19 protein-coding genes are annotated in these 17,620 nt (G+C 66.5%); 5 read left to right on the forward strand and 14 right to left on the reverse strand.

Annotated elements, in window-relative coordinates:
* Window positions 1-156 precede the first annotated feature (156 nt).
* From N5C88_RS19495 to N5C88_RS19520, 6 genes are all read right to left on the reverse strand, one after another.
* Window positions 157-909 carry an amino acid ABC transporter ATP-binding protein gene (locus N5C88_RS19495; protein WP_059380197.1) on the reverse strand — a complete coding sequence of 251 codons (753 nt, stop codon included), beginning with the start codon at window positions 907-909 and terminating at the stop codon, window positions 157-159.
* Window positions 910-913: 4 nt separating this feature from the next.
* A complete protein-coding gene (locus tag N5C88_RS19500) occupies window positions 914-1,606 on the reverse strand; it encodes an amino acid ABC transporter permease (RefSeq protein WP_059380198.1) in 693 nt (230 codons plus the stop codon).
* Between the two features lie 30 nt (window positions 1,607-1,636).
* On the reverse strand, window positions 1,637-2,425 hold the full coding sequence (locus N5C88_RS19505) for an ABC transporter substrate-binding protein (RefSeq protein WP_059380199.1): 789 nt from the start codon (window positions 2,423-2,425) through the stop codon (window positions 1,637-1,639).
* 42 nt (window positions 2,426-2,467) lie between these two features.
* On the reverse strand, window positions 2,468-3,376 hold the full coding sequence (locus tag N5C88_RS19510; RefSeq protein ID WP_059380213.1) for an arginase family protein: 909 nt from the start codon (window positions 3,374-3,376) through the stop codon (window positions 2,468-2,470).
* A 270-nt stretch (window positions 3,377-3,646) separates the two neighbouring features.
* Window positions 3,647-4,513: an IclR family transcriptional regulator gene (locus tag N5C88_RS19515; RefSeq protein WP_059380200.1), complete on the reverse strand. Its 867-nt coding sequence runs from the start codon at window positions 4,511-4,513 to the stop codon at window positions 3,647-3,649.
* Window positions 4,514-4,633: 120 nt separating this feature from the next.
* Window positions 4,634-5,656, reverse strand: a complete 1,023-nt coding sequence (locus tag N5C88_RS19520) for an amino acid ABC transporter substrate-binding protein (RefSeq protein WP_118932778.1) — start codon at window positions 5,654-5,656, stop codon at window positions 4,634-4,636.
* A gap of 335 nt (window positions 5,657-5,991) precedes the next feature.
* Here N5C88_RS19520 and N5C88_RS19525 point away from each other — a divergent pair, with 335 nt between their 5' ends.
* From N5C88_RS19525 to N5C88_RS19540, 4 genes are read left to right on the forward strand one after another with little or no spacing between them, the layout of a single operon-like run.
* Window positions 5,992-6,993 (forward strand): tripartite tricarboxylate transporter substrate binding protein, encoded by a 1,002-nt coding sequence (locus N5C88_RS19525; RefSeq protein ID WP_280016043.1) that lies wholly within the window; start codon window positions 5,992-5,994, stop codon window positions 6,991-6,993.
* Between the two features lie 18 nt (window positions 6,994-7,011).
* Entirely contained in the window at window positions 7,012-7,692 is a 681-nt protein-coding gene (locus N5C88_RS19530) for a 3-oxoacid CoA-transferase subunit A (protein ID WP_280016045.1), read from the forward strand.
* 26 nt (window positions 7,693-7,718) lie between these two features.
* On the forward strand, window positions 7,719-8,360 hold the full coding sequence (locus N5C88_RS19535) for a 3-oxoacid CoA-transferase subunit B (RefSeq protein WP_280016046.1): 642 nt from the start codon (window positions 7,719-7,721) through the stop codon (window positions 8,358-8,360).
* Window positions 8,360-9,187 carry an IclR family transcriptional regulator C-terminal domain-containing protein gene (locus N5C88_RS19540; protein ID WP_118932780.1) on the forward strand — a complete coding sequence of 276 codons (828 nt, stop codon included), beginning with the start codon at window positions 8,360-8,362 and terminating at the stop codon, window positions 9,185-9,187. The genes N5C88_RS19535 and N5C88_RS19540 overlap by 1 nt, the downstream gene beginning before the upstream one ends.
* Before the next feature lie 52 nt (window positions 9,188-9,239).
* Here N5C88_RS19540 and N5C88_RS19545 read toward each other — a convergent pair whose 3' ends face one another.
* The 6 genes from N5C88_RS19545 to N5C88_RS19570 all read right to left on the reverse strand — a co-directional run bounded on the left by N5C88_RS19545 (window position 9,240) and on the right by N5C88_RS19570 (window position 14,557).
* The gene (locus N5C88_RS19545) at window positions 9,240-10,292 is read right to left on the reverse strand and encodes an L-threonylcarbamoyladenylate synthase (protein ID WP_280016047.1); all 1,053 of its coding nucleotides are present in this window, start codon (window positions 10,290-10,292) and stop codon (window positions 9,240-9,242) included.
* A 12-nt stretch (window positions 10,293-10,304) separates the two neighbouring features.
* Window positions 10,305-11,495, reverse strand: coding sequence for a 5-(carboxyamino)imidazole ribonucleotide synthase (locus N5C88_RS19550; RefSeq protein ID WP_118932781.1), 1,191 nt, complete (start codon window positions 11,493-11,495; stop codon window positions 10,305-10,307).
* Window positions 11,496-11,500: 5 nt separating this feature from the next.
* Window positions 11,501-12,022, reverse strand: coding sequence for a 5-(carboxyamino)imidazole ribonucleotide mutase (gene purE / locus N5C88_RS19555; protein ID WP_054451468.1), 522 nt, complete (start codon window positions 12,020-12,022; stop codon window positions 11,501-11,503).
* A gap of 103 nt (window positions 12,023-12,125) precedes the next feature.
* Window positions 12,126-12,698, reverse strand: a complete 573-nt coding sequence (locus N5C88_RS19560; RefSeq protein WP_059380208.1) for a disulfide bond formation protein B — start codon at window positions 12,696-12,698, stop codon at window positions 12,126-12,128.
* Window positions 12,699-12,708: 10 nt separating this feature from the next.
* A complete protein-coding gene (locus N5C88_RS19565; RefSeq protein ID WP_162470881.1) occupies window positions 12,709-12,861 on the reverse strand; it encodes a DUF5993 family protein in 153 nt (50 codons plus the stop codon).
* An 814-nt stretch (window positions 12,862-13,675) separates the two neighbouring features.
* On the reverse strand, window positions 13,676-14,557 hold the full coding sequence (locus tag N5C88_RS19570; RefSeq protein WP_049075485.1) for a phosphoribosylaminoimidazolesuccinocarboxamide synthase: 882 nt from the start codon (window positions 14,555-14,557) through the stop codon (window positions 13,676-13,678).
* A 263-nt stretch (window positions 14,558-14,820) separates the two neighbouring features.
* Between N5C88_RS19570 and N5C88_RS19575 the strand changes: the two genes are divergently transcribed.
* Window positions 14,821-15,276: a GFA family protein gene (locus tag N5C88_RS19575; protein ID WP_059379454.1), complete on the forward strand. Its 456-nt coding sequence runs from the start codon at window positions 14,821-14,823 to the stop codon at window positions 15,274-15,276.
* A 97-nt stretch (window positions 15,277-15,373) separates the two neighbouring features.
* Here the strand turns inward: N5C88_RS19575 and fba are convergent, their stop codons facing one another.
* Entirely contained in the window at window positions 15,374-16,438 is a 1,065-nt protein-coding gene (gene fba / locus N5C88_RS19580; RefSeq protein ID WP_059379455.1) for a class II fructose-bisphosphate aldolase, read from the reverse strand.
* 202 nt (window positions 16,439-16,640) lie between these two features.
* Window positions 16,641-17,540 (reverse strand): SMP-30/gluconolactonase/LRE family protein, encoded by a 900-nt coding sequence (locus tag N5C88_RS19585; protein ID WP_280016049.1) that lies wholly within the window; start codon window positions 17,538-17,540, stop codon window positions 16,641-16,643.
* Window positions 17,541-17,620 lie beyond the last annotated feature (80 nt).

Consider the following 17,620-nt stretch of genomic DNA (forward strand, 5'->3'; position numbering starts at 1 on the left):
TTTTCCCTGATCATTTTCCATTGGCGGTGCATGGGCGCATGCGCGCCCGCGTGACATGCATGATAGGTAGCGTAGCCGAAACCGGCTAGAGCCATTTCAGGCCGCCGTCATGGAACCATTCCACAGGTTCCGCCAAACGGAATTTGAAGGACCCGGTCAACCCAGTATCTGCCCCAGGAAGGCCTGCGCGCGTTCGGTGCGCGGCGCGCGGAAGAAATTGTCCGGCGTGTCGGCCTCGACGATGGCGCCCTGGTCCATGAAGACCACGCGGTCGCCGACTTCGCGCGCGAAACCCATTTCATGCGTCACACAGACCATGGTCATGCCGTCGCGGGCCAGCGCCACCATGGTGTCCAGCACTTCCTTGACCATTTCGGGATCCAGCGCCGAGGTGGGCTCGTCGAACAGCATGATCTTGGGCCGCATGCACAGCGCCCGCGCGATCGCCACGCGCTGCTTCTGGCCGCCGGACAACTGGCCCGGATACTTGGCGGCGTGTTGCGGGATCTTGACGCGCTCCAGGTATTCCATGGCGCGGGCCTCGGCTTCCTCGCGCGGCACGCCCTTCACCAGCATCGGCGCCAGCGTGCAGTTGTCCAGCACGGTCAGGTGCGGAAACAGGTTGAAGTGCTGGAACACCATGCCGACCTCGGCGCGGATGCGCTCGATGTTCTTCAGGTCGTCGTTCAGTTCGATGCCGTCGACCACGATGCGGCCTTGCTGGTGTTCCTCGAGCCGGTTCAAGAGCCGGATGGTGGTCGACTTGCCGGAACCGGACGGCCCGCACAGGATCAGCTTTTCTCCCGGCAGCACCTCCAGCGCCAGTTCGTCCAGCACCTTGAAGTCGCCATACCATTTACAAACGCCCTGCATCGTGATGATAGGGGCGGCATAGTTCAATCCATCCATCGCATCAGGCCTTGGAAATGTCATGGTTTTCGCCCGCGCCGCTCCAGTAGCCCGGCACGGTCAGGCGCTTTTCGGAACGGCGGAACACGTAGGACAGCACGCTGCACATGGCGAAGTAGATGACGCCCACCATGGTGTAGACGGTCAGCGCCTGGAAGGTGGCGCCCGCCAGCATTTCGCCCGCGCGCATCAACTCGTAGACACTGATGACGGCCACCAGCGAGGTCTCCTTGATCAGCACCAGCGCGTAGTTGCCCAGCGCCGGGAACACGGTGCGCAGCGCCTGCGGCAATACGATGCGGCGCAGCCGCTGCACTTTGCCCAGGCCCAGCGCGCGCGCCGCCTCGTACTGGCCGCTGTCCACCGACTGGATGCCGCTGCGGAACAGTTCGGCCAGATAGGCGCCGAAGTTCAGCGTCAGCCCCAGCACGCCGGCGACGAAGCCATTGATGACCACGCCCATCTCGGGCAGGCCGTAGTAGATGTAGAACAGCTGCAGCAGCAGCGGCGTGCCTCGTATCACATCGATGTAGAAACGCGCGCCGCGGCTGAGCAGCCGCGACGGCGACAGGCGGCACAGACAGACGACCAGGCCCAGGGCCACCGCCAGGAATGCCGAACAGAAAAACAGCGCCAGGGTCCAGACGGTGCCCTCGGCCAGGGGGGTCAGGTACATGCGCAGGGTCGCGAGATCCAAGTCGTACTCCTTATCCGTGCCGGTGCGGCGTCATTTGCTCATCAGGTCGGCCACGCCCCACTTCTGCCCGATGGCGGCAAGCTCGCCGTTCTGCTTCATCTGCGCCAGCGCGCCGTTGACCGCCTCCAGCAGCGCGGCGTTGCCCTTCTGCACCGCCATGCCCACCTGCCACTTGCGTTGCGGCTGGTAGCCCGTGTCCAGCTTCACGCCCGGGATGTTCTTGGTCTTGATCTGGTAGATGATGCTGGGCGGGTCGACGATGCCCAGGTCGATGCGGCCGGCGCGCACGTCGGCCAGCAGCGTGGAATAGTCCTGGTACGTGGACACCTTGGTGCCGGGCATGTCCTTGATCATGTTGAACTGCACCGAGTCCACCAGCACGCCCACACGCTGGCCCTTCATGTCTTCGAACTTGGCGTATTTCTTATCAGCCTTGTCGCTGACCACGACGCCCTCGCCCCATTCATAGACCGGCGCCGAAAAATCGATGGCGCGGGCGCGTTCCTCTGTGATGAAGAGCGGCGCGGACATCACGTCGGCGCGGCCCGAGGTCAGCGTGGGAATCAGGCCGGAGAACGGCACATCGGACAGCTTGTCCGACACCTTCAAGTGCTTGGCCACGGCCGCGGCCACGTCCACCATGATGCCCTCCAGCTGGTTCGACTTCGGATTCTTGAAGCCGTGCGGCGGCGCGGACGCCGTGGTGACCACATTCAGGCTCTGATCCGCGCGGATCTCGTCCAGCGTGCGCGCCTGCGCGCCGCCCTGAGCCAGCAGGCCGGCGACAGCCAGGCCCAGCAGAATGGATTTGAGTTTCATCGTTTTCCCCTTGGATGAAGTTGTCGGCGTGGTGAACCCGGCTCAGGCCGGACGCCCCTGCGGATACTGCTGCACCGCGACCGCCGCCAGCGCGCAGAATTCCTGCATGACGGTGGCTGCCAGGAAGGCCGTGGCCCCCTGCACGTCTTGCGGCGGCGACACGGTGTTCACGTCGAATGCCACGAAGTTCAGGCCCGCGAGCTGGCGCAACAGCGCCAGCCCTTCCTTGGCCGTGAGCCCACCCCACTCCGGCGTGCACACGCCCGGCGCGCAGGAGGGATCGAAGATGTCCATGTCGAAGCACAGGTACACCGGACGCTCGCCGATGCGCTGCTTAATGTCGGCCAGCGCGCCCTTCTGGTCCTGGTCGAAGTCGTCATAAGGCAGGATCGTGTAGCCGACCTCGCGGCCGAACTCCAGCACGCCCGGCATGAAGGAGCTGCCGCGCGTGCCGACGTGAAAGCTGGAGGCCACGTCCAGCAGCCCTTCTTCGGCGGCGCGCGTGAACGTGGTGGCGGTGTTGTAGCCGGGGATGGGATAGGTGTCGGTGTGCGAATCGAAATGCAGCACAACGAAATCCGGATGGCGGCGCGCCACGGCGCGCAGCTGCGGCAAGGTGACCGCGCCGTCGCCTCCCATGGAGATCGGAATCGCGCCCGAGTCCAGGATGGCGCCGATGCCGGCCTCGATCAGCGGATAGGACGCGTCCGGATCGCCCGGATGGCAGGCCACGTTGCCCACGTCGATGGCGCGCAGGAATTCCGGCGGGTTGTCGATGCCGTGGCGCCGGAAGATGTCCACCGGCCGCAGCAGCCTGGACTGCTCCCGAATCGCGTCCGGCCCCTGGCGCGAACCGACGCGGAACGGATGCGTGCCGCAATCGAATGGAATGCCGACCACGCAGGCGCGCGCCGCGCCCGTACCGGCGGCGCGGACGGCGGGCAGGCCCATGAACCCGGCGACGGGATGAAAACAGACTTCGGCTGGCTGCTGCACAACTCGGCTCCTGTGTGACGACCGCTGCCATGAACTAGGCTGGGATCACTATTTAGATTCGATCAAATCGCTGTGCGATATGATCGTGTCGAAATAAGAGTAGCGTGCGTACAAGCAACCGGCCAATTAGGGAGTTTCCCCTAATCGGCGGTTCTATATCCGACTAAATTAGTAAGAATAGCAAGCACGCTAGCCTGGCGCGCCTGCGCCCCGCGTGCACTGGAATCAGGCCTCGTCGCCCGCGAGCGGCATCGCGTCGCGCAGGGCGCCGCCCGGCGGCTCCATTTCATAGAAGGGGCGCGACCGCCCCAAGGTGCGCGACGCGCTGATGGCGTGCGCCGTTTCCACCACTTGCGGACCGAACACCGCCTGCGCCTGCTCGAACGACCAGCGGCTGGACGGCACCGACACGTTGACGGCCCCTACTGGCGTGCCGCCGGCATCCAGCACCGCGGCGCTGACCGTGATGTCGCCCGGATAGAACTCGCCGTTGGAGCGCGCATACCCGTGACGCCGGGCAAACTCCAACTCGCCCTGGAGCTCATCCATGCCGGTGATGGTGGCGGCCGTGTAGGCCTTGCGGTCGCAGCGTTCCAGGAGATCGCGCGCGACTGCGGGATCCAGCCTGGCCAGCACCGCCCGGCCCGCCGCCGTGCAGTACAGCGGCAGGCGCATGCCCACCGGCATGTTCACGAACATTTCCTTGTGGGTGGCAAAGCGCGCCACGTACACCATATCCAGGCCGTCGGGCTCGGCCAGGCTGCAGGTCTCCTGGCTGTTGCGGTTGAGCGTGTGCAGGAAGGGATTGCCGCCCAGCACCAGCGGGCTGGTCTGCACGTACTTCATGCCCAGCTCCAGCGACCAGGGTCCCAGCGAGAACTTCTTGCTCAAGGGATCCTTGCGCAGGTAGCCCAGGGTCCACAGCGTGTGGGTGAAGCGCTGCACCGAACTCTTGCTCAGCCCGGTCGCTTCGGCCAGCTCTGGCAAGGTCATGGCGGGCTGCCCCTCGCTGAAGGCGCGCAGGACGGAGACGCCGCGCGCCAGCGCGGCGATGAACAGTGGGGAATCCTCGGCGTTTCGGGTCTGCGTCATGGCGCGTTGGGGCGTCCAGTGGAAAGCGCATAGCGTACCGTAATACGGTGCGAACGTATCGCGTGGCGATGCCATAAAAAAACGGCCCGGAAATCCGGGCCGCCCTGGCTGGCGCGAACCTCAGCGGATCGGCCAGGGATACATGGCGCCGCCCTTGTTCCACAACGCATTGGTGCCGCGTTGCAGGCCAAGCTTGCTGTCCTTGCCCACGTTGCGCTCGAACACTTCGCTGTAATTGCCCACTGCCTTGATGGCGTTGTAGGCCCACTTCTCATCCAGCCCCATGTTCTTGCCCGCGCCCGGCGTCACGCCCAGGATGCGGGCGATGTTGGGGTTGTTGCTCTTGAGCATTTCATCGACGTTCTTCTGCGTGATGCCGTACTCCTCGGCTTCCATCAGCGCGAACAGCGTCCAGCGCACGATGCCCAGCCAGTTCTCGTCGCCCTGGCGCACCATGGGACCCAGCGGCTCCTTGGAGAAACGTTCCGGCAGGATTTCGTAGTCGTCCGGCTTGGCGACCTGCGTGGCGCGCACTGCGGCCAGTTGCGAGGCGTCGTCGGTGAAGGCGTCGCAACGGCCCGACTCGAAGGCGCGCACGACCTCGGTCACCTTGTCGATCACCACCGGCTTGAACTCGATGTTGTTGGTGCGGAACCAGTCGGCCAGGTTGAGCTCCGTGGTGGTGCCGGGCTGCACGCAGACCGTGGCGCCGTTGAGTTCCTTGGCGCTTTTGACGCCCAGCTTCTTGTTCACCAGGATGCCCTGACCGTCGTAGAAGCTGGCCGCCACGGCTGCCAGGCCCAGCGAGGTGTCGCGGGTCTGCGTCAGCGTGACGGTGCGCAGCAGCACATCCACCTCGCCCGATTGCAACGCCGTGAAGCGCTGCTGGGTGGACAGCGGCGTGCCCTTGAATTTGGTCGGATCACCGAACACCGCCGCCGCGACCGCGCGACAGATGTCCACGTCCATGCCTTCCCATTCGCCCTTGCTGTTGGTGGCCGAAAAGCCGGATACGCCGTCGGTCAGACCGCACTGCACGAATCCTTTTTTCTTCACGGCATCGAGGGTGGGCCCCGCCACCGCCGCCTGGGATGCGCAAGCCAGGGCAATGGCGCCGGCTGCAAACAAGATGGACCGCTTCATGATCGCTTCTCCTGAGATGGATGCCGCGCTGGCTTGTAAGCCGGCTGCGGTTGAAACCGAGCCCTGCCTTACTGGGCCGGCCGCCAGATTAAGGCATGTCCACGGCGTGAACAACGCGAAGAAGCCTAGTGGAAACCCGGGGTACCGACCGCGATTCCAGAAGGTTGCAGACCTGTCCGGTGAACGAACTTTATCCGCCTGCCAGCCCGCGATGGCCGCTTGCCTTGGTGCCATACTTTTTTCGCGTCCCGGGCCCGCCGCTGCCGGCGCCGCGATCTCTCAAAAATAACGGCCGCGACTACGCCAGCGGCCGACTCATGGAGGAGACCCAACCCATGACCCGTGCAAGCCTCTTGCAGTCCCGCCGCAGCATCCTCAAATCCCTGCTGGGCACGGCCCTGGCGGCCGGCGGCCTGGCCGCCGGCGCCGGCGTCCACGCAGCGGATGACTGGCCCAGCAAGCCGATCAAGATCATCGTGCCGTACACGCCGGGCGGCTCGACCGACATCGTCACGCGCATCGTGATGGACAAGCTCGGCCCGCGTCTGAAGCAGACCATCATCATCGAGAACCGCCCCGGCGCCAACAGCAGCGTGGGCGCCGCCATCGCCGCGAAGGCGGAACCGGACGGCTACACCTTTCTTTCCATCCTTCCGGCCTACATCATCAATTTCCATCTGTACAAGCTGGGCTACAAGCCCGCCGACCTGACGCCCGTGGTGCAGATGGCGGACCTGCCCCTGTTCCTGTTCGTGGCCGAAGACATACCCGTGAAGACGGTGGCCGAACTGGTCGACTACGGCCGCAAGAATCCGGACAAGCTCACCTATGCCTCCAGCGGCAACGGTTCCAGCGCGCACTTGACCGGCGCCGACTTCGCGCTGCAAAGCAAGATCACCATGACGCACGTGGCCTACAAAGGCAGCGCCCCCATCCTGGCCGACCTGCTGGGCGGCCGCGTATCGATGGTCTTCGACCCGATCCTCGTGCCCATGCAGTACGTCAAGCAGAACCGGCTGAAGGCGCTGGCGTTCACCGGCAAGCAGCGCTGGCCGACCGAGCCCTCGATCCCGACCATGGAAGAAGCCGGCCTGCCCGGCTTCGTCACCGGTTCGTGGGCGGGCCTGATGGCGCCGGCCGGCACGCCTGCGCCGGTCATCGAGCGCATGGCGCGCGAGATCAGCGAGATCGTCAAGGAGCCCGACGTCAGGCAGAAATTCCTGGACGCGGGCTTCCTGCCGGCCAGCGGCACCACCGCGCAATTCGCGGAGCTGATGAAGACGGACTCGACGCGCTACGCCGGAATCATCAAGCAGGCCCGCATCACCTTGGACTGAAGGCGCAGGAGCCCCGCCATGATCGACAAGTTCTACGACACTCCCGAAACCGCCGTTGCGGACGTCCACGATGGCGCGACCGTGCTGATCAGCGGCTTCGGCGGCGCCGGCATGCCCACCGAACTGATCCACGCGCTGATCGCGCAGGGCGCGCGCGAACTCACCGTGGTCAGCAACAACGCCGGCAACCACGAAACCGGCCTGGCCGCGCTGATCAAGGCCGGGCGCGTGCGCAAGGTGATCTGCTCGTTTCCCAAGGCCTCGCACTCCTGGGTCTTCGACGAGTTCTACCGCCAGGGCCGCATCGAACTGGAATGCGTGCCGCAAGGCACCATCGCCGAACGCCTGCGGGCGGCCGGCGCCGGCCTGGGCGGGTTCTACACGCCCACGGCCTATGGCACCGAACTGGCGCGCGGCAAGGAAACGCGCATGATCGACGGCCGCGGCCATGTCTTCGAACATCCCTTGCACGGCGACTTTGCACTGGTGAAGGCCGACCTGGCCGACCGCTGGGGCAATCTCACCTACAACAAAAGCGCGCGCAACTTCGGTCCCGTCATGTGCATGGCGGCCAAAACCGCCATCGTGCAGGTGCGCGCCAGGGTCGCGCTGGGCGAGCTCTCGCCCGAGGCCGTGGTGACGCCGGGCATCTTCGTCAAGCGCGTCACCCAGGTGGCCAACGCCGCCTTTTCCAGCTAGGGCTGGGCGAATCCAAAGGAGTCCGCATGTTCCAACCCCTGACCCGCGAGGCCATGGCGCGCCGCCTGGCCCGGGACATCCCCGACGGCAGCTATGTCAACCTGGGCATCGGCATGCCGGTGCTGGTGGCCGCCCACCTGCCCGCCGGCCGCGAGATCGTGCTGCACAGCGAGAACGGCGTCCTGGGCATGGGCCCGCCGCCCGCCGAGGCCGACATCAACCTGGACCTGATCAACGCCGGCAAGCAGCCCGTGACCCTGCTCGAAGGCGGCGCTTATTTCCATCATGCGGATTCGTTCGCGATGATGCGCGGCGGCCATCTGGATATCTGCGTCATGGGCGGCATGCAGGTTGCCGCCAACGGCGACCTGGCCAACTGGTCGCTGGCCAAACCCGGGGAGGCGCCGGCCGTGGGCGGCGCGATGGACCTGGCGGTGGGCGCGCGCAGCGTCTACATCATGATGGAACACAACAGCAAGAGCGGCGAACCCAAGATCGTCGAACGCTGCACGTATCCGCTGACGGGCGCCGGCGTGGTGGACCGCATCTATACCGACCTCGCCGTCATCGAGATCACGCCGGACGGGCTGCTGGTTCGGGATATGATCGACGGCATGACCCTCTCAGCCCTCCAGGCGCGCACTGGCGCGCCACTGCGCGCAGCCTGATGCGGCCCAATCTTCCCCCGCCCGGCTATGCCGCGCCGCTCGCGGCGGAAGATCATCCGGACCAGTTGCGCGGCGATCCGGACTACATGCTGACGCTGGCGCGCGGCCTGCATGTGATCCGCGCCTTCGGCACGCGCCGCCATCCGCAGACCGCGGCCGAACTGAGCCGCCGCGCCGGCCTGCCGCGCGCCGTGGTGCAGCGCTGCCTGCACACGCTGATCCTGTTGGGCATCGCCGAGCAACACGGCAGGCTCTATGTGCTGACGCCGCGCATCCTGGGCCTGGGCTACGCCTATTTCTCGTCCACGCCCTTCGTCTCGCTGGCGCAGCCGGTACTGGAAGAACTCAGCGCCACGATCAACGAGACCTGCGCCCTGGCCATCATGGAAGGCCACGAAATGCTGTACCTGGCGCGTTCCGAGGTCACTCGCCTGCTGGCCACCTCGATGGGGCTGGGCAGCAGGCTGCCGGCGTACTGCACCTCCATCGGGCGGGTGCTGCTGGCGCAATTGCCGGAGCCCGCGCTGGCCCGCTACTTCGCCGCGACCGAGCTGCAGCCATACACGGAATTCACGCTGGTCACCGAGGAAAAACTGCGCGCCGAACTCGCGCGCATCCGCGAACAGGACTACGCCGTCGTCGACCAGGAGCTGGAATTGAACGTGCGCGCCATCTCGGTGGCGGTGCGCTCGGCCAGCGGCAAGGCCTGCGGCGCGGTCAACGTCAGCGTCAAGGCGGCGCGGGTGCCGCTGAACCGGCTGACGGAGGAGTTCCTGCCGCCGTTGCGGCAGGCGGTGGAAAGGATCGGCGAATTTCTGGCGGCGTAGGATGGGTGAAGCACGCGAGTCCTTGCTCAAGAACTACCGCGCTTCACTCATCCTACAAGTCCGTCGTGTCCAAGACGAAAGCCGCTGCGGCGCGGCCGATGCGGTCGTTGACGGCGTGCCAATCATCGGTAGCCGGCGGCGCCTGCACGATGATGCGCGCATAACCCTGCTTGTCCAGATCGCGCAGCAGGCCATAGAGCGCCTGGGCGTAACGCGCCGGATCGGCGGGCACGGCCTGCCACTGCACCCGGGCGTCGAGCGCGGCGGGGCGATCGCCGTAGGCGACCACCACGACCTTGCCTTCGGGCAGGCCCCGCCCCTGCACCACGTCGCGCAGCCGCGCGTCCGAGGCCAGCTCCAGCGCCGTGCGCGGCGCGTAGTGCGCCTTCAGCGTGCCCGATGCCCTGGGCGCGGCGGCGTCGGGCGCGAAGACCTGCACGCCCAGCACCGCTTCGATCTGCGCGGCGCTGATGTGGCCGGGACGCAGCAGCACGGGACCGGCGCCGCGGTCCAGGCGCGACAGGTCGAGGATGGTGGACTCGATGCCCACCTCCGACGCGCCGCCCTCCAGCACCGGCATGCCGGCCGCGACTTCCTCGGGGAACTCGCTGCGCACGTGCTCGGCGCGCGTCGGCGACACCTGGCCGAACTTGTTGGCCGACGGCGCCGCGACGCCGCCCTGCCCGTTGGGCTTGCCCGCGGCAAAAGCCGCCAGCAGCGCCTGCGCCACCGGATGCGAGGGGCAGCGGATGCCGATGCTGTCCTGGCCGCCGCTGACCGTGTCGGCGATGTGCGGCGCGCGCTTGAGGATCAGCGTGAGCGGACCGGGCCAGAAGGCGTCGATCAGCAGGCGCGCCTCTTGCGGCACTTCCGCCGCCCAGTACGACAAATCGCCTTGCGGCGCGATGTGCACAATGACGGGATGGTTGGAAGGCCGGCCCTTGGCGGCGTAGATCTTGGCGACCGCTTGCGGGTTTTCCGCATCGGCGCCCAGGCCGTAGACGGTCTCGGTCGGAAACGCGGCCAGCTCGCCGTCCAGCATGCGCTGCGCGGCGTGGGCGATCTCCGCGGCGCTGGCGGACGCTGACGGGGGCAAGGAAGTCATGGAATCCGCGCTTTACTCGGGAGCCTGCATGCCCAGCGCCGCCGCCACGCGGGCGGCGTCGTCACGAGCCTGCTGCAAGGTCGGCGCCACGATCGTGATGTGGCCCATCTTGCGGCCGCGGCGCGCTTCGCGCTTGCCGTACAGATGCAGCTTGGCAGTTGGCACGGCCAGCGCGGCGGCCCAATCGGGTTCGCGCTGCGCCGTGGCGGTGGCCGACGGATACCAGATGTCGCCCAGGATGTTCAGCATGACGGCAGGCGCCAGCAGGTCGGAGCCGCCCAGCGGCAGGCCGGCCATGGCGCGCGCCTGCTGCTCGAACTGGCTGGTCAGGCAGGCGTCCATGGTGTAGTGGCCGCTGTTATGCGGGCGTGGCGCGATCTCATTGACGATCAGGCTGCCGTCCTTGAGCACGAAGAATTCCACGCACAGCACGCCGTGGTAGCCCAGGCCTTGCGCGATGGCTTGCGCGGCCTGCGTGGCGCGGGCCTGGCGTTCTGCGTGGGCTGCGTCCTGCTGCACCGGCGCGGCGGTCGACACCGCCAGGATGCCGTCGCGGTGCACGTTGCGCGCCACCGGGAACACCACGCTCGCGCCGTCGAAACCGCGCGCCAGCACCACGGAAATTTCGTAGTCCAGCGGCATCAGCGCTTCCAGCACGCAGGCCACGCCGCCGAATTCGGCGAAGGCGGCCAGCGCCTCCTCGCGCGTGCTGATGCGGGCCTGGCCCTTGCCGTCGTAACCCAGGCGGGCGACTTTCAGGATGCCCGGAAACAGCCCTTGGGGCGCAGCGCGCAGGTCGGCTTCGCTGCGGATCGCGGCGTGCGGCGCGACAGCAATGCCCTGCGAGGCAATGAAGGTCTTTTCGGCGATGCGGTCCTGCACGATGGCCACGGCATCCCCGGCCGGGCTGACGCGGCAGCGCGTGGCCAGGGTGCGCAGGCTGTCCGCGGGCACGTTCTCGAATTCGGTAGTGACGGCCTGACAGGTCTGGGCCAGGCGCTCGAGGCCGGCTTCGTCGTCATAGGCCGCCTGGATGTGCAGGTCGGCCACCATGCCCGCCGGGCATTCGGCGGCCGGATCCAGCACCGCGACCTTGTAGCCCAGGCTCTGGGCCGCGTGGCAGAACATGCGGCCCAGTTGGCCCCCGCCCAGCAATCCCAGCCAGCCGCCGGGAGCAATCATGAAAGCAGTCGATTGAGTCATTCTGATCAGGCCTCGGGCGGAACCTTCATGTCGCGCGCGGCTTGCGTCTGGCGGGCGCGGAACGCCACCAGCTTCTTGTGCAAGCCCGCGTCCGTGCCAGCCAGGGTGGCGATCAGGTGCAGCGCGGCATTGGCCGCGCCGGCTTCGCCGATCGCGAAGGTGGCCACCGGCACGCCCTTGGGCATTTGCACGATGGACAGCAGCGAATCCTCGCCGCGCAGGTACTTGGACGGCACCGGCACGCCGAATACCGGCACTTCGGTCAGCGCGGCCATCATGCCCGGCAGGTGCGCCGCGCCGCCGGCGCCGGCGATGATGCCGCGCAGGCCGCGGGCATGCGCCGCCGCGCCGTACTCGGCCATGTCCTGCGGCATGCGATGCGCGGAGATCACGCGCGCCTCATGGGGAACGCCAAAATCCTCCAGCATCGTGACCGCGTGCTTCATGACCTCCCAATCGCTGGAAGAACCCATAATCACGCCCACCACGGGGGTGGCCTCTGCCGCTGCGGAAGTCTTGGCTGTCATAACCGGTGTCGTAGAGTTGAGACCGCGGCGCAGGGCCGCGGAAAGTCAAAGGACCGCGGACGGATGCCGCGAAACCCGGTATTTTACCCGGCGCCGGCAAGGGCTATGTCGCGGAGGCGGAATCCAGCCATTGGTAGCTGGCGGGGTTGTCCGGACAAGGCCCGAAACCGCACTCCAGCGTGGTGCTGCCCACATTGGCCAGCGCCACCAGGAAAAACAGGGCCATGACCAGAACGCCCAGCACCGACACCGGCTTGCGCAGCATGTTGTCGCCCCATTTGCGGTCAACCGCCAGCATCACGGCGCAGAACACGATGATGGCGGCAAAGGCGATGAACGCCCAGGTGTAGAAGTGCAGGCCCAGCAGGGGCGAACCGTAGCCCGGATCGCCCGGCGCGATGTGCAGCAGCACTTGCCGGCCGGCGGCCAGCATGCCGCCCAATGCGGCCGCGATGCTCATCGCATAGTGCATGGGCGAAGGCCCCAGCCGCATGTTCAGCAAAAAGCCCACGCCCGCTAGCAACAGCGCCACGCGCTGCAACAGGCACAGCGGACAAGGCAGTTCGTCGTAGGCGATCTGCCAGAAGAAGGCCATGCCCAGGGCGCCGGTGACGCCCAGCAGCGCCAGGCCATTGAGGACGCGCGAGCCGCGCGCGGGATTGCGGGAGAAGATCATCGCCCCGCCCTCAGAACGACAAGGCCAGCGGGCTGGTCATGTGGTACTGGCACCAGGCGGCGAACAGCGCCAGCGTCAGCAGCCAGAAGGTCACGCAGGGGCGGCGCCTGCCTAGCATGCCAAACCACACCGCGATCAGGCCAGTCAGGAAAGGCAACATCATTACCATGCTGGGAGCTCCTTTCTGGGGAACGTCCCCATGCAAGCAGCCGGGAATTATAACGTCACAATTCGCAATAAATCCTATCGAAAGCCCTGATAACCCTTGCAGGGCAGGCGCTTTCAGGGCGAAAAAAAGCCGCTCCATCTGAACCGTCCCGCGGAAATTGCACGTAAAGGCAACTTCCGGGGGGAGCGGCAGGGCTTCGAGCTTGCGGATGTCAGGGTTCTTTAGCCGCCGAGGCTGCCCTGCGCCATTCCGATGCTCGCCCCAATGGGGCTGCGCTTCGGATGGCTCCGGGTCCTCGGCTGGCAATCGCCTAATGCGTAGGTTTCGGACCCCGCTCACCGGCAGATGCCGTGAGCCGGTGGCCGGGCGGAGGGATCCGAAGCGCAGCCCCACCGGGGTGAGCATCGGAATCCCGCAGTCCGGACGCCGGCGGCTCAAGAACCCTGCTTCACCAAACCGAAGTACGGTGCGGCAGGGCTTCGAGCTCGCAGATGTCAGGGTTCTTTAGCCGCCGAGGCAGCCCTGCGCCATTCCGATGCTCGCCCCAGTGGGGCTGCGCTTCGGATGGCTCCGGGCCACCTCGGCTGGCAGTCGCCTAATGCGTTGGTTTCAGCCCCAGTCCATGGGCAGATGTCGTGAGCCGGTGGCCGGGCGGAGGGATCCGAAGCGCAGCCCCACCGGGGCGAGCATCGGAATCCCGCAGTCCGGACGCCGGCGGCTCAAGAACCCTGCTTCACAAAACCGAAGTGCGATCCGGATTTTCGTCGTCCGGACGCCCTAGGAGCGGGTTTTCCTTGGCCGTAAGCGCTCAGGCGACCAGGCGGTCCAGGGCTTCGCGGTACTTGGCGGCGGTCTTTTCCAGCACGTCCTGCGGCAGGCGCGGCGCGGGCGGGGTCTTGTCCCAGGTCTGGGTTTCCAGCCAGTCGCGAACGAACTGCTTGTCGAACGACGGGGGGCTGATGCCCACGCGGTAGCCGTCGGCCGGCCAGAAGCGCGAGGAATCTGGCGTCAGCACTTCGTCCATCAGGTACAGCGTGCCATCGTCGTCCAGCCCGAATTCGAACTTGGTGTCGGCGATGATGATGCCCTTGGTGGCCGCGAACTTGGCCGCTTCGGCGTACAGCTTGAGGGTCACGTCGCGGATGCGCTCGGCCATTTCCTGGCCGACTTCCTTGACCACGTGGGCAAAGTCCACATTCTCGTCGTGCATGCCGAATTCGGCCTTGGCGGCGGGCGTGAAAATGGGTTCGGGCAGCTGGCTGGCCTGTTGCAGGCCGGCGGGCAGCTTGATGCCGCAGACGGCGCCGGTGGCCTGGTAGTCCTTCCAGCCCGAGCCGATCAGGTAGCCGCGGGCCACCGCTTCCACCAGGATGGGCTTCAAGCGCTTGACCACCACGGCGCGGCCGCGCACCTGGTCGACTTCGTCCGGCGCGACCACGTCTTCGGGCTTGATGCCGGTGGAGTGGTTCGGCAGGATGTGGGCCAGCTTCTGCAGCCAGAACTCGGTCAGCTCGGTCAGCACCTGTCCCTTGCCGGGGATGGGGTCGTCAAGAATCACGTCAAATGCGGAGATGCGATCCGATGCGACGATCAGCAACTTGTCGTCGCCCACCGCGTACATGTCGCGCACCTTACCGCGGCCCAGCAGCGGCAAGGACTTGATGCTGGATTGATGCAAAGCAGAAGTCACGGGAATGGCCTATGGCAATAATGAAGATTCCCGCCTCGGGCAGGCGCCAGGGCGGGAAGTAGAACGGAATCCGGGAACCGCGTGCAAGGCCGGCGCGACGCGCGTGGGTCTTGCGAAGCGCATAGGTTACTGCAAATGGACAGGTTTTGCCGGGCCTCCCCTCGACGCCGCCCGGCGGCCGGGTTAGGCTCTTGCCTCCCCTATGATGCGCGCCGGCCGCCTCTGGCGTCACGGCGCTGACCCCAAGCTGGAGACAGAGCCGTATGCAGGATGCTTCCCCCAAACGCAGCGCCCACGCCGACGCGCAGGTGCACCTGACTGGCGGTTGCCAATGCGGCGCCATCCGCTACGCCATCACCGATGAACCGATCATGGCGGCGACCTGTCATTGCCGGGACTGCCAATATTCCAGCGGCGGCGCCCCGGCCCATGCCCTGATCTTCCCCACCGGCTCCATTACGCTCCTGCGCGGCAACCCCAAAGAGCACCGCTACCGCGGCGAATCCGGCCATACCGTGATGCGCAGCTTCTGCGCGGACTGCGGCACTCCGCTGTTCGGCAATTCGGCGGGCATGGGCTATGACATCGTGCGGGCCGGTTCGCTGGACGATCCGGAAGCCTTCCGCGCCCGTGCCACCCTTTGGACCGACTCGGCCCCGTCCTGGCACCACGTCGACCGGACCGTGCCGCACTTTCCCCGCAACTCGCCTGCGCCCTAGCGACGGCGCAGGCAAAAAAAAGCGGTCCGCATGTGCGGACCGCTTTTCATTGCGCCCGGGCGCCGGACGCCTCAAGCGTCCAGCCCCGCAGCTTTGCTTACTGCACCACTTGAGCCAGCTTGCCCGACGCGTATTGCGCGGCAATTTCGGTCAGCGGCAGGGCCTTGATCTTGCTGGCGTTGCCGGCGGTGCCGAATTCGGTGTAGCGAGCCACACAGATCGCCTTGGCGGCGGCGCGGGCCGGCTTCAGGTATTCGCGCGGATCGAACTTTTCCGGGTTTTCAGCGAAGAAGCGGCGGATCGCGCCGGTCATGGCCAGACGGATATCGGTGTCGATATTGATCTTGCGCACGCCGTACTTGATGGCTTCCTGGATTTCCTCGACGGGCACGCCGTAGGTTTCCTTCATGTTGCCGCCGAATTCACGGATCTCGGCCAGCAGTTCCTGCGGCACGCTGGAGCTGCCGTGCATCACCAGGTGGGTGTTGGGCAGGCGGGCGTGGATTTCCTTGATGCGGGAGATCGACAGAATGTCGCCGGTGGGCTTGCGCGTGAACTTGTAGGCGCCGTGGCTGGTGCCGATGGCGATGGCCAGGGCGTCCAGCTGCGTGCGGCGCACGAAGTCGGCGGCTTGTTCCGGATCGGTCAGCAGCTGATCCATGGTCAGCTTGCCGTCGGCGCCGTGGCCGTCTTCCTTGTCGCCTTCCATGGTTTCCAGGGAACCCAGGCAGCCCAGTTCGCCTTCAACCGTCACGCCCAGCTTGTGGGCGGTGTCCACGACCTTCTTGGTGACTTCGACGTTGTAGTCGTAGTCGGCGATGGTCTTGCCGTCTTCCTTGAGCGAACCGTCCATCATGACGCTGGAGAAGCCCAGGTCGATGGCGCCTTGGCAGATCTTGGGCGACTGGCCGTGATCCTGGTGCATGACCACGGGGATGTGGGGATAGGATTCCACGGCGGCCTGGATCAGGTGCTTCAGGAAGCCTTCGCCCGCGTATTTGCGCGCGCCGGCCGAGGCCTGCATGATCACCGGGCTGTCGGTCTCCGCAGCGGCTTCCATGATGGCCTGGACCTGCTCCAGGTTGTTGACGTTGAAAGCGGGAATGCCGTAGCCGTGCTCGGCGGCGTGGTCGAGCAACTGGCGCATGGAGACTAGGGCCATGAGTGGTCCTCCTTAGGTACTGTCTATTGAAAGATGATTGAAGACTTGCTGAATGGGGTGATTTTACGGGGGATTCGACGAAAGGTCTTGCAACCGCCCGTATCCGGTCCATTCAGATGAGCACGAAAGGCTCAGGCCAGCCTTCGACTCGCCCGAAGGACCGATGGCGCGGCGGGGCGCGCCGCGCCAGAAACTGCGGCGTCTACGGCCGGCCGGCGTGCGGCACGTCCACCCGGGTCATCAGGATGCAGCCTTGGTGCTTGGCCCGCCGGTTGGCCTCGATGAAGTCGGGCGCGGCCGCCATGAACAGGGTCCGCCCATCCGGCCCGCCCAGGGCGGCGGCGAAGATGCCGAATTCGCCGGTGTCGATCTGCTCCAGGATCTTGCCGCCGCGCGCCACGCGCACGATGCGCTTGCCGATGGCGTCTGCCACCCACAAGGCGCCTTCCGCGTCCAGCGCGCCGCCGTCGGGCCCGATGGCGGAGGCGGCGATCAGCACGCCCAGGTCGTCGCTGGCCGGCAAGGGGCCGAAATCGGCCCAGTCGCGGCGCGGCCCCAGCCCGCCATCGGCCAGGATGTCGAACTCGGAAATGCGGTTGCCGAAGGTTTCGTTGACGATCATGGTCTTGCCGTCCGGCGTGATGAACGAGCCGTTGGGAAAGCAGAGCCCTTCGGCCACCTGGCGCGCCGAGCCGTCGGGATCGACGCGCACGATGCCGGTATTGCGGACCGGCTCGCCCGCCATCAGGTCGAAACCGAAATTGCCCACATAGGCCCGGCCTTGCGCGTCCACCACCATGTCGTTGACCAGGCCACCGGTGTACGCCGACAGGTCGGCGTGCACCGCCAACGTGCCGTCCGTCTCGCGCCGCAGCAGCTTGCGGTCCTTCATGGACGCAATCAGCAGGCGGCCGTCCGGCAGCCAGCCCAGCCCGGAAGGCTGCTGCGGCACCTTGCAGATCTGCTCGACCTTGCCCTCCAGGTCCACGGCGATGACCTGCTCGGTATAGAAGTCCGACGCCCACAGGCGGCTTTCGTGCCAGCGCAGCCCCTCCAGATAGGTGTATCCGGACGCCAGCACGGACAGTTCGCGTTTCGGCATTGCCTAGTCTCCTCATGCGGCCCCGCGCAGGGGCCTGTTGTTCGTGTGTTGCCCCAGGCTCGCGGGCGCTGGGGCTGAAC

The sequence above is a fragment of the Achromobacter sp. GD03932 genome, from assembly GCF_029839485.1.
In the GTDB taxonomy this organism is placed as follows: domain Bacteria; phylum Pseudomonadota; class Gammaproteobacteria; order Burkholderiales; family Burkholderiaceae_B; genus Achromobacter; species Achromobacter bronchisepticus_A.

Coding starts and splice junctions, on each gene's coding strand:
- N5C88_RS19495 (WP_059380197.1), bottom strand. CDS start 909: ATGGATGGATTGAACTATGCCGCCCCTATCATCACGATGCAGGGCGTT.
- N5C88_RS19505 (WP_059380199.1), bottom strand. CDS start 2,425: ATGAAACTCAAATCCATTCTGCTGGGCCTGGCTGTCGCCGGCCTGCTG.
- N5C88_RS19510 (WP_059380213.1), bottom strand. CDS start 3,376: ATGGGCCTGCCCGCCGTCCGCGCCGCCGGTACGGGCGCGGCGCGCGCC.
- N5C88_RS19515 (WP_059380200.1), bottom strand. CDS start 4,513: ATGACGCAGACCCGAAACGCCGAGGATTCCCCACTGTTCATCGCCGCG.
- N5C88_RS19520 (WP_118932778.1), bottom strand. CDS start 5,656: ATGAAGCGGTCCATCTTGTTTGCAGCCGGCGCCATTGCCCTGGCTTGC.
- N5C88_RS19525 (WP_280016043.1), top strand. CDS start 5,992: ATGACCCGTGCAAGCCTCTTGCAGTCCCGCCGCAGCATCCTCAAATCC.
- N5C88_RS19530 (WP_280016045.1), top strand. CDS start 7,012: ATGATCGACAAGTTCTACGACACTCCCGAAACCGCCGTTGCGGACGTC.
- N5C88_RS19535 (WP_280016046.1), top strand. CDS start 7,719: ATGTTCCAACCCCTGACCCGCGAGGCCATGGCGCGCCGCCTGGCCCGG.
- N5C88_RS19540 (WP_118932780.1), top strand. CDS start 8,360: ATGCGGCCCAATCTTCCCCCGCCCGGCTATGCCGCGCCGCTCGCGGCG.
- N5C88_RS19545 (WP_280016047.1), bottom strand. CDS start 10,292: ATGACTTCCTTGCCCCCGTCAGCGTCCGCCAGCGCCGCGGAGATCGCC.
- N5C88_RS19550 (WP_118932781.1), bottom strand. CDS start 11,495: ATGACTCAATCGACTGCTTTCATGATTGCTCCCGGCGGCTGGCTGGGA.
- purE (WP_054451468.1), bottom strand. CDS start 12,022: ATGACAGCCAAGACTTCCGCAGCGGCAGAGGCCACCCCCGTGGTGGGC.
- N5C88_RS19560 (WP_059380208.1), bottom strand. CDS start 12,698: ATGATCTTCTCCCGCAATCCCGCGCGCGGCTCGCGCGTCCTCAATGGC.
- N5C88_RS19565 (WP_162470881.1), bottom strand. CDS start 12,861: ATGATGTTGCCTTTCCTGACTGGCCTGATCGCGGTGTGGTTTGGCATG.
- N5C88_RS19575 (WP_059379454.1), top strand. CDS start 14,821: ATGCAGGATGCTTCCCCCAAACGCAGCGCCCACGCCGACGCGCAGGTG.
- fba (WP_059379455.1), bottom strand. CDS start 16,438: ATGGCCCTAGTCTCCATGCGCCAGTTGCTCGACCACGCCGCCGAGCAC.
- N5C88_RS19585 (WP_280016049.1), bottom strand. CDS start 17,540: ATGCCGAAACGCGAACTGTCCGTGCTGGCGTCCGGATACACCTATCTG.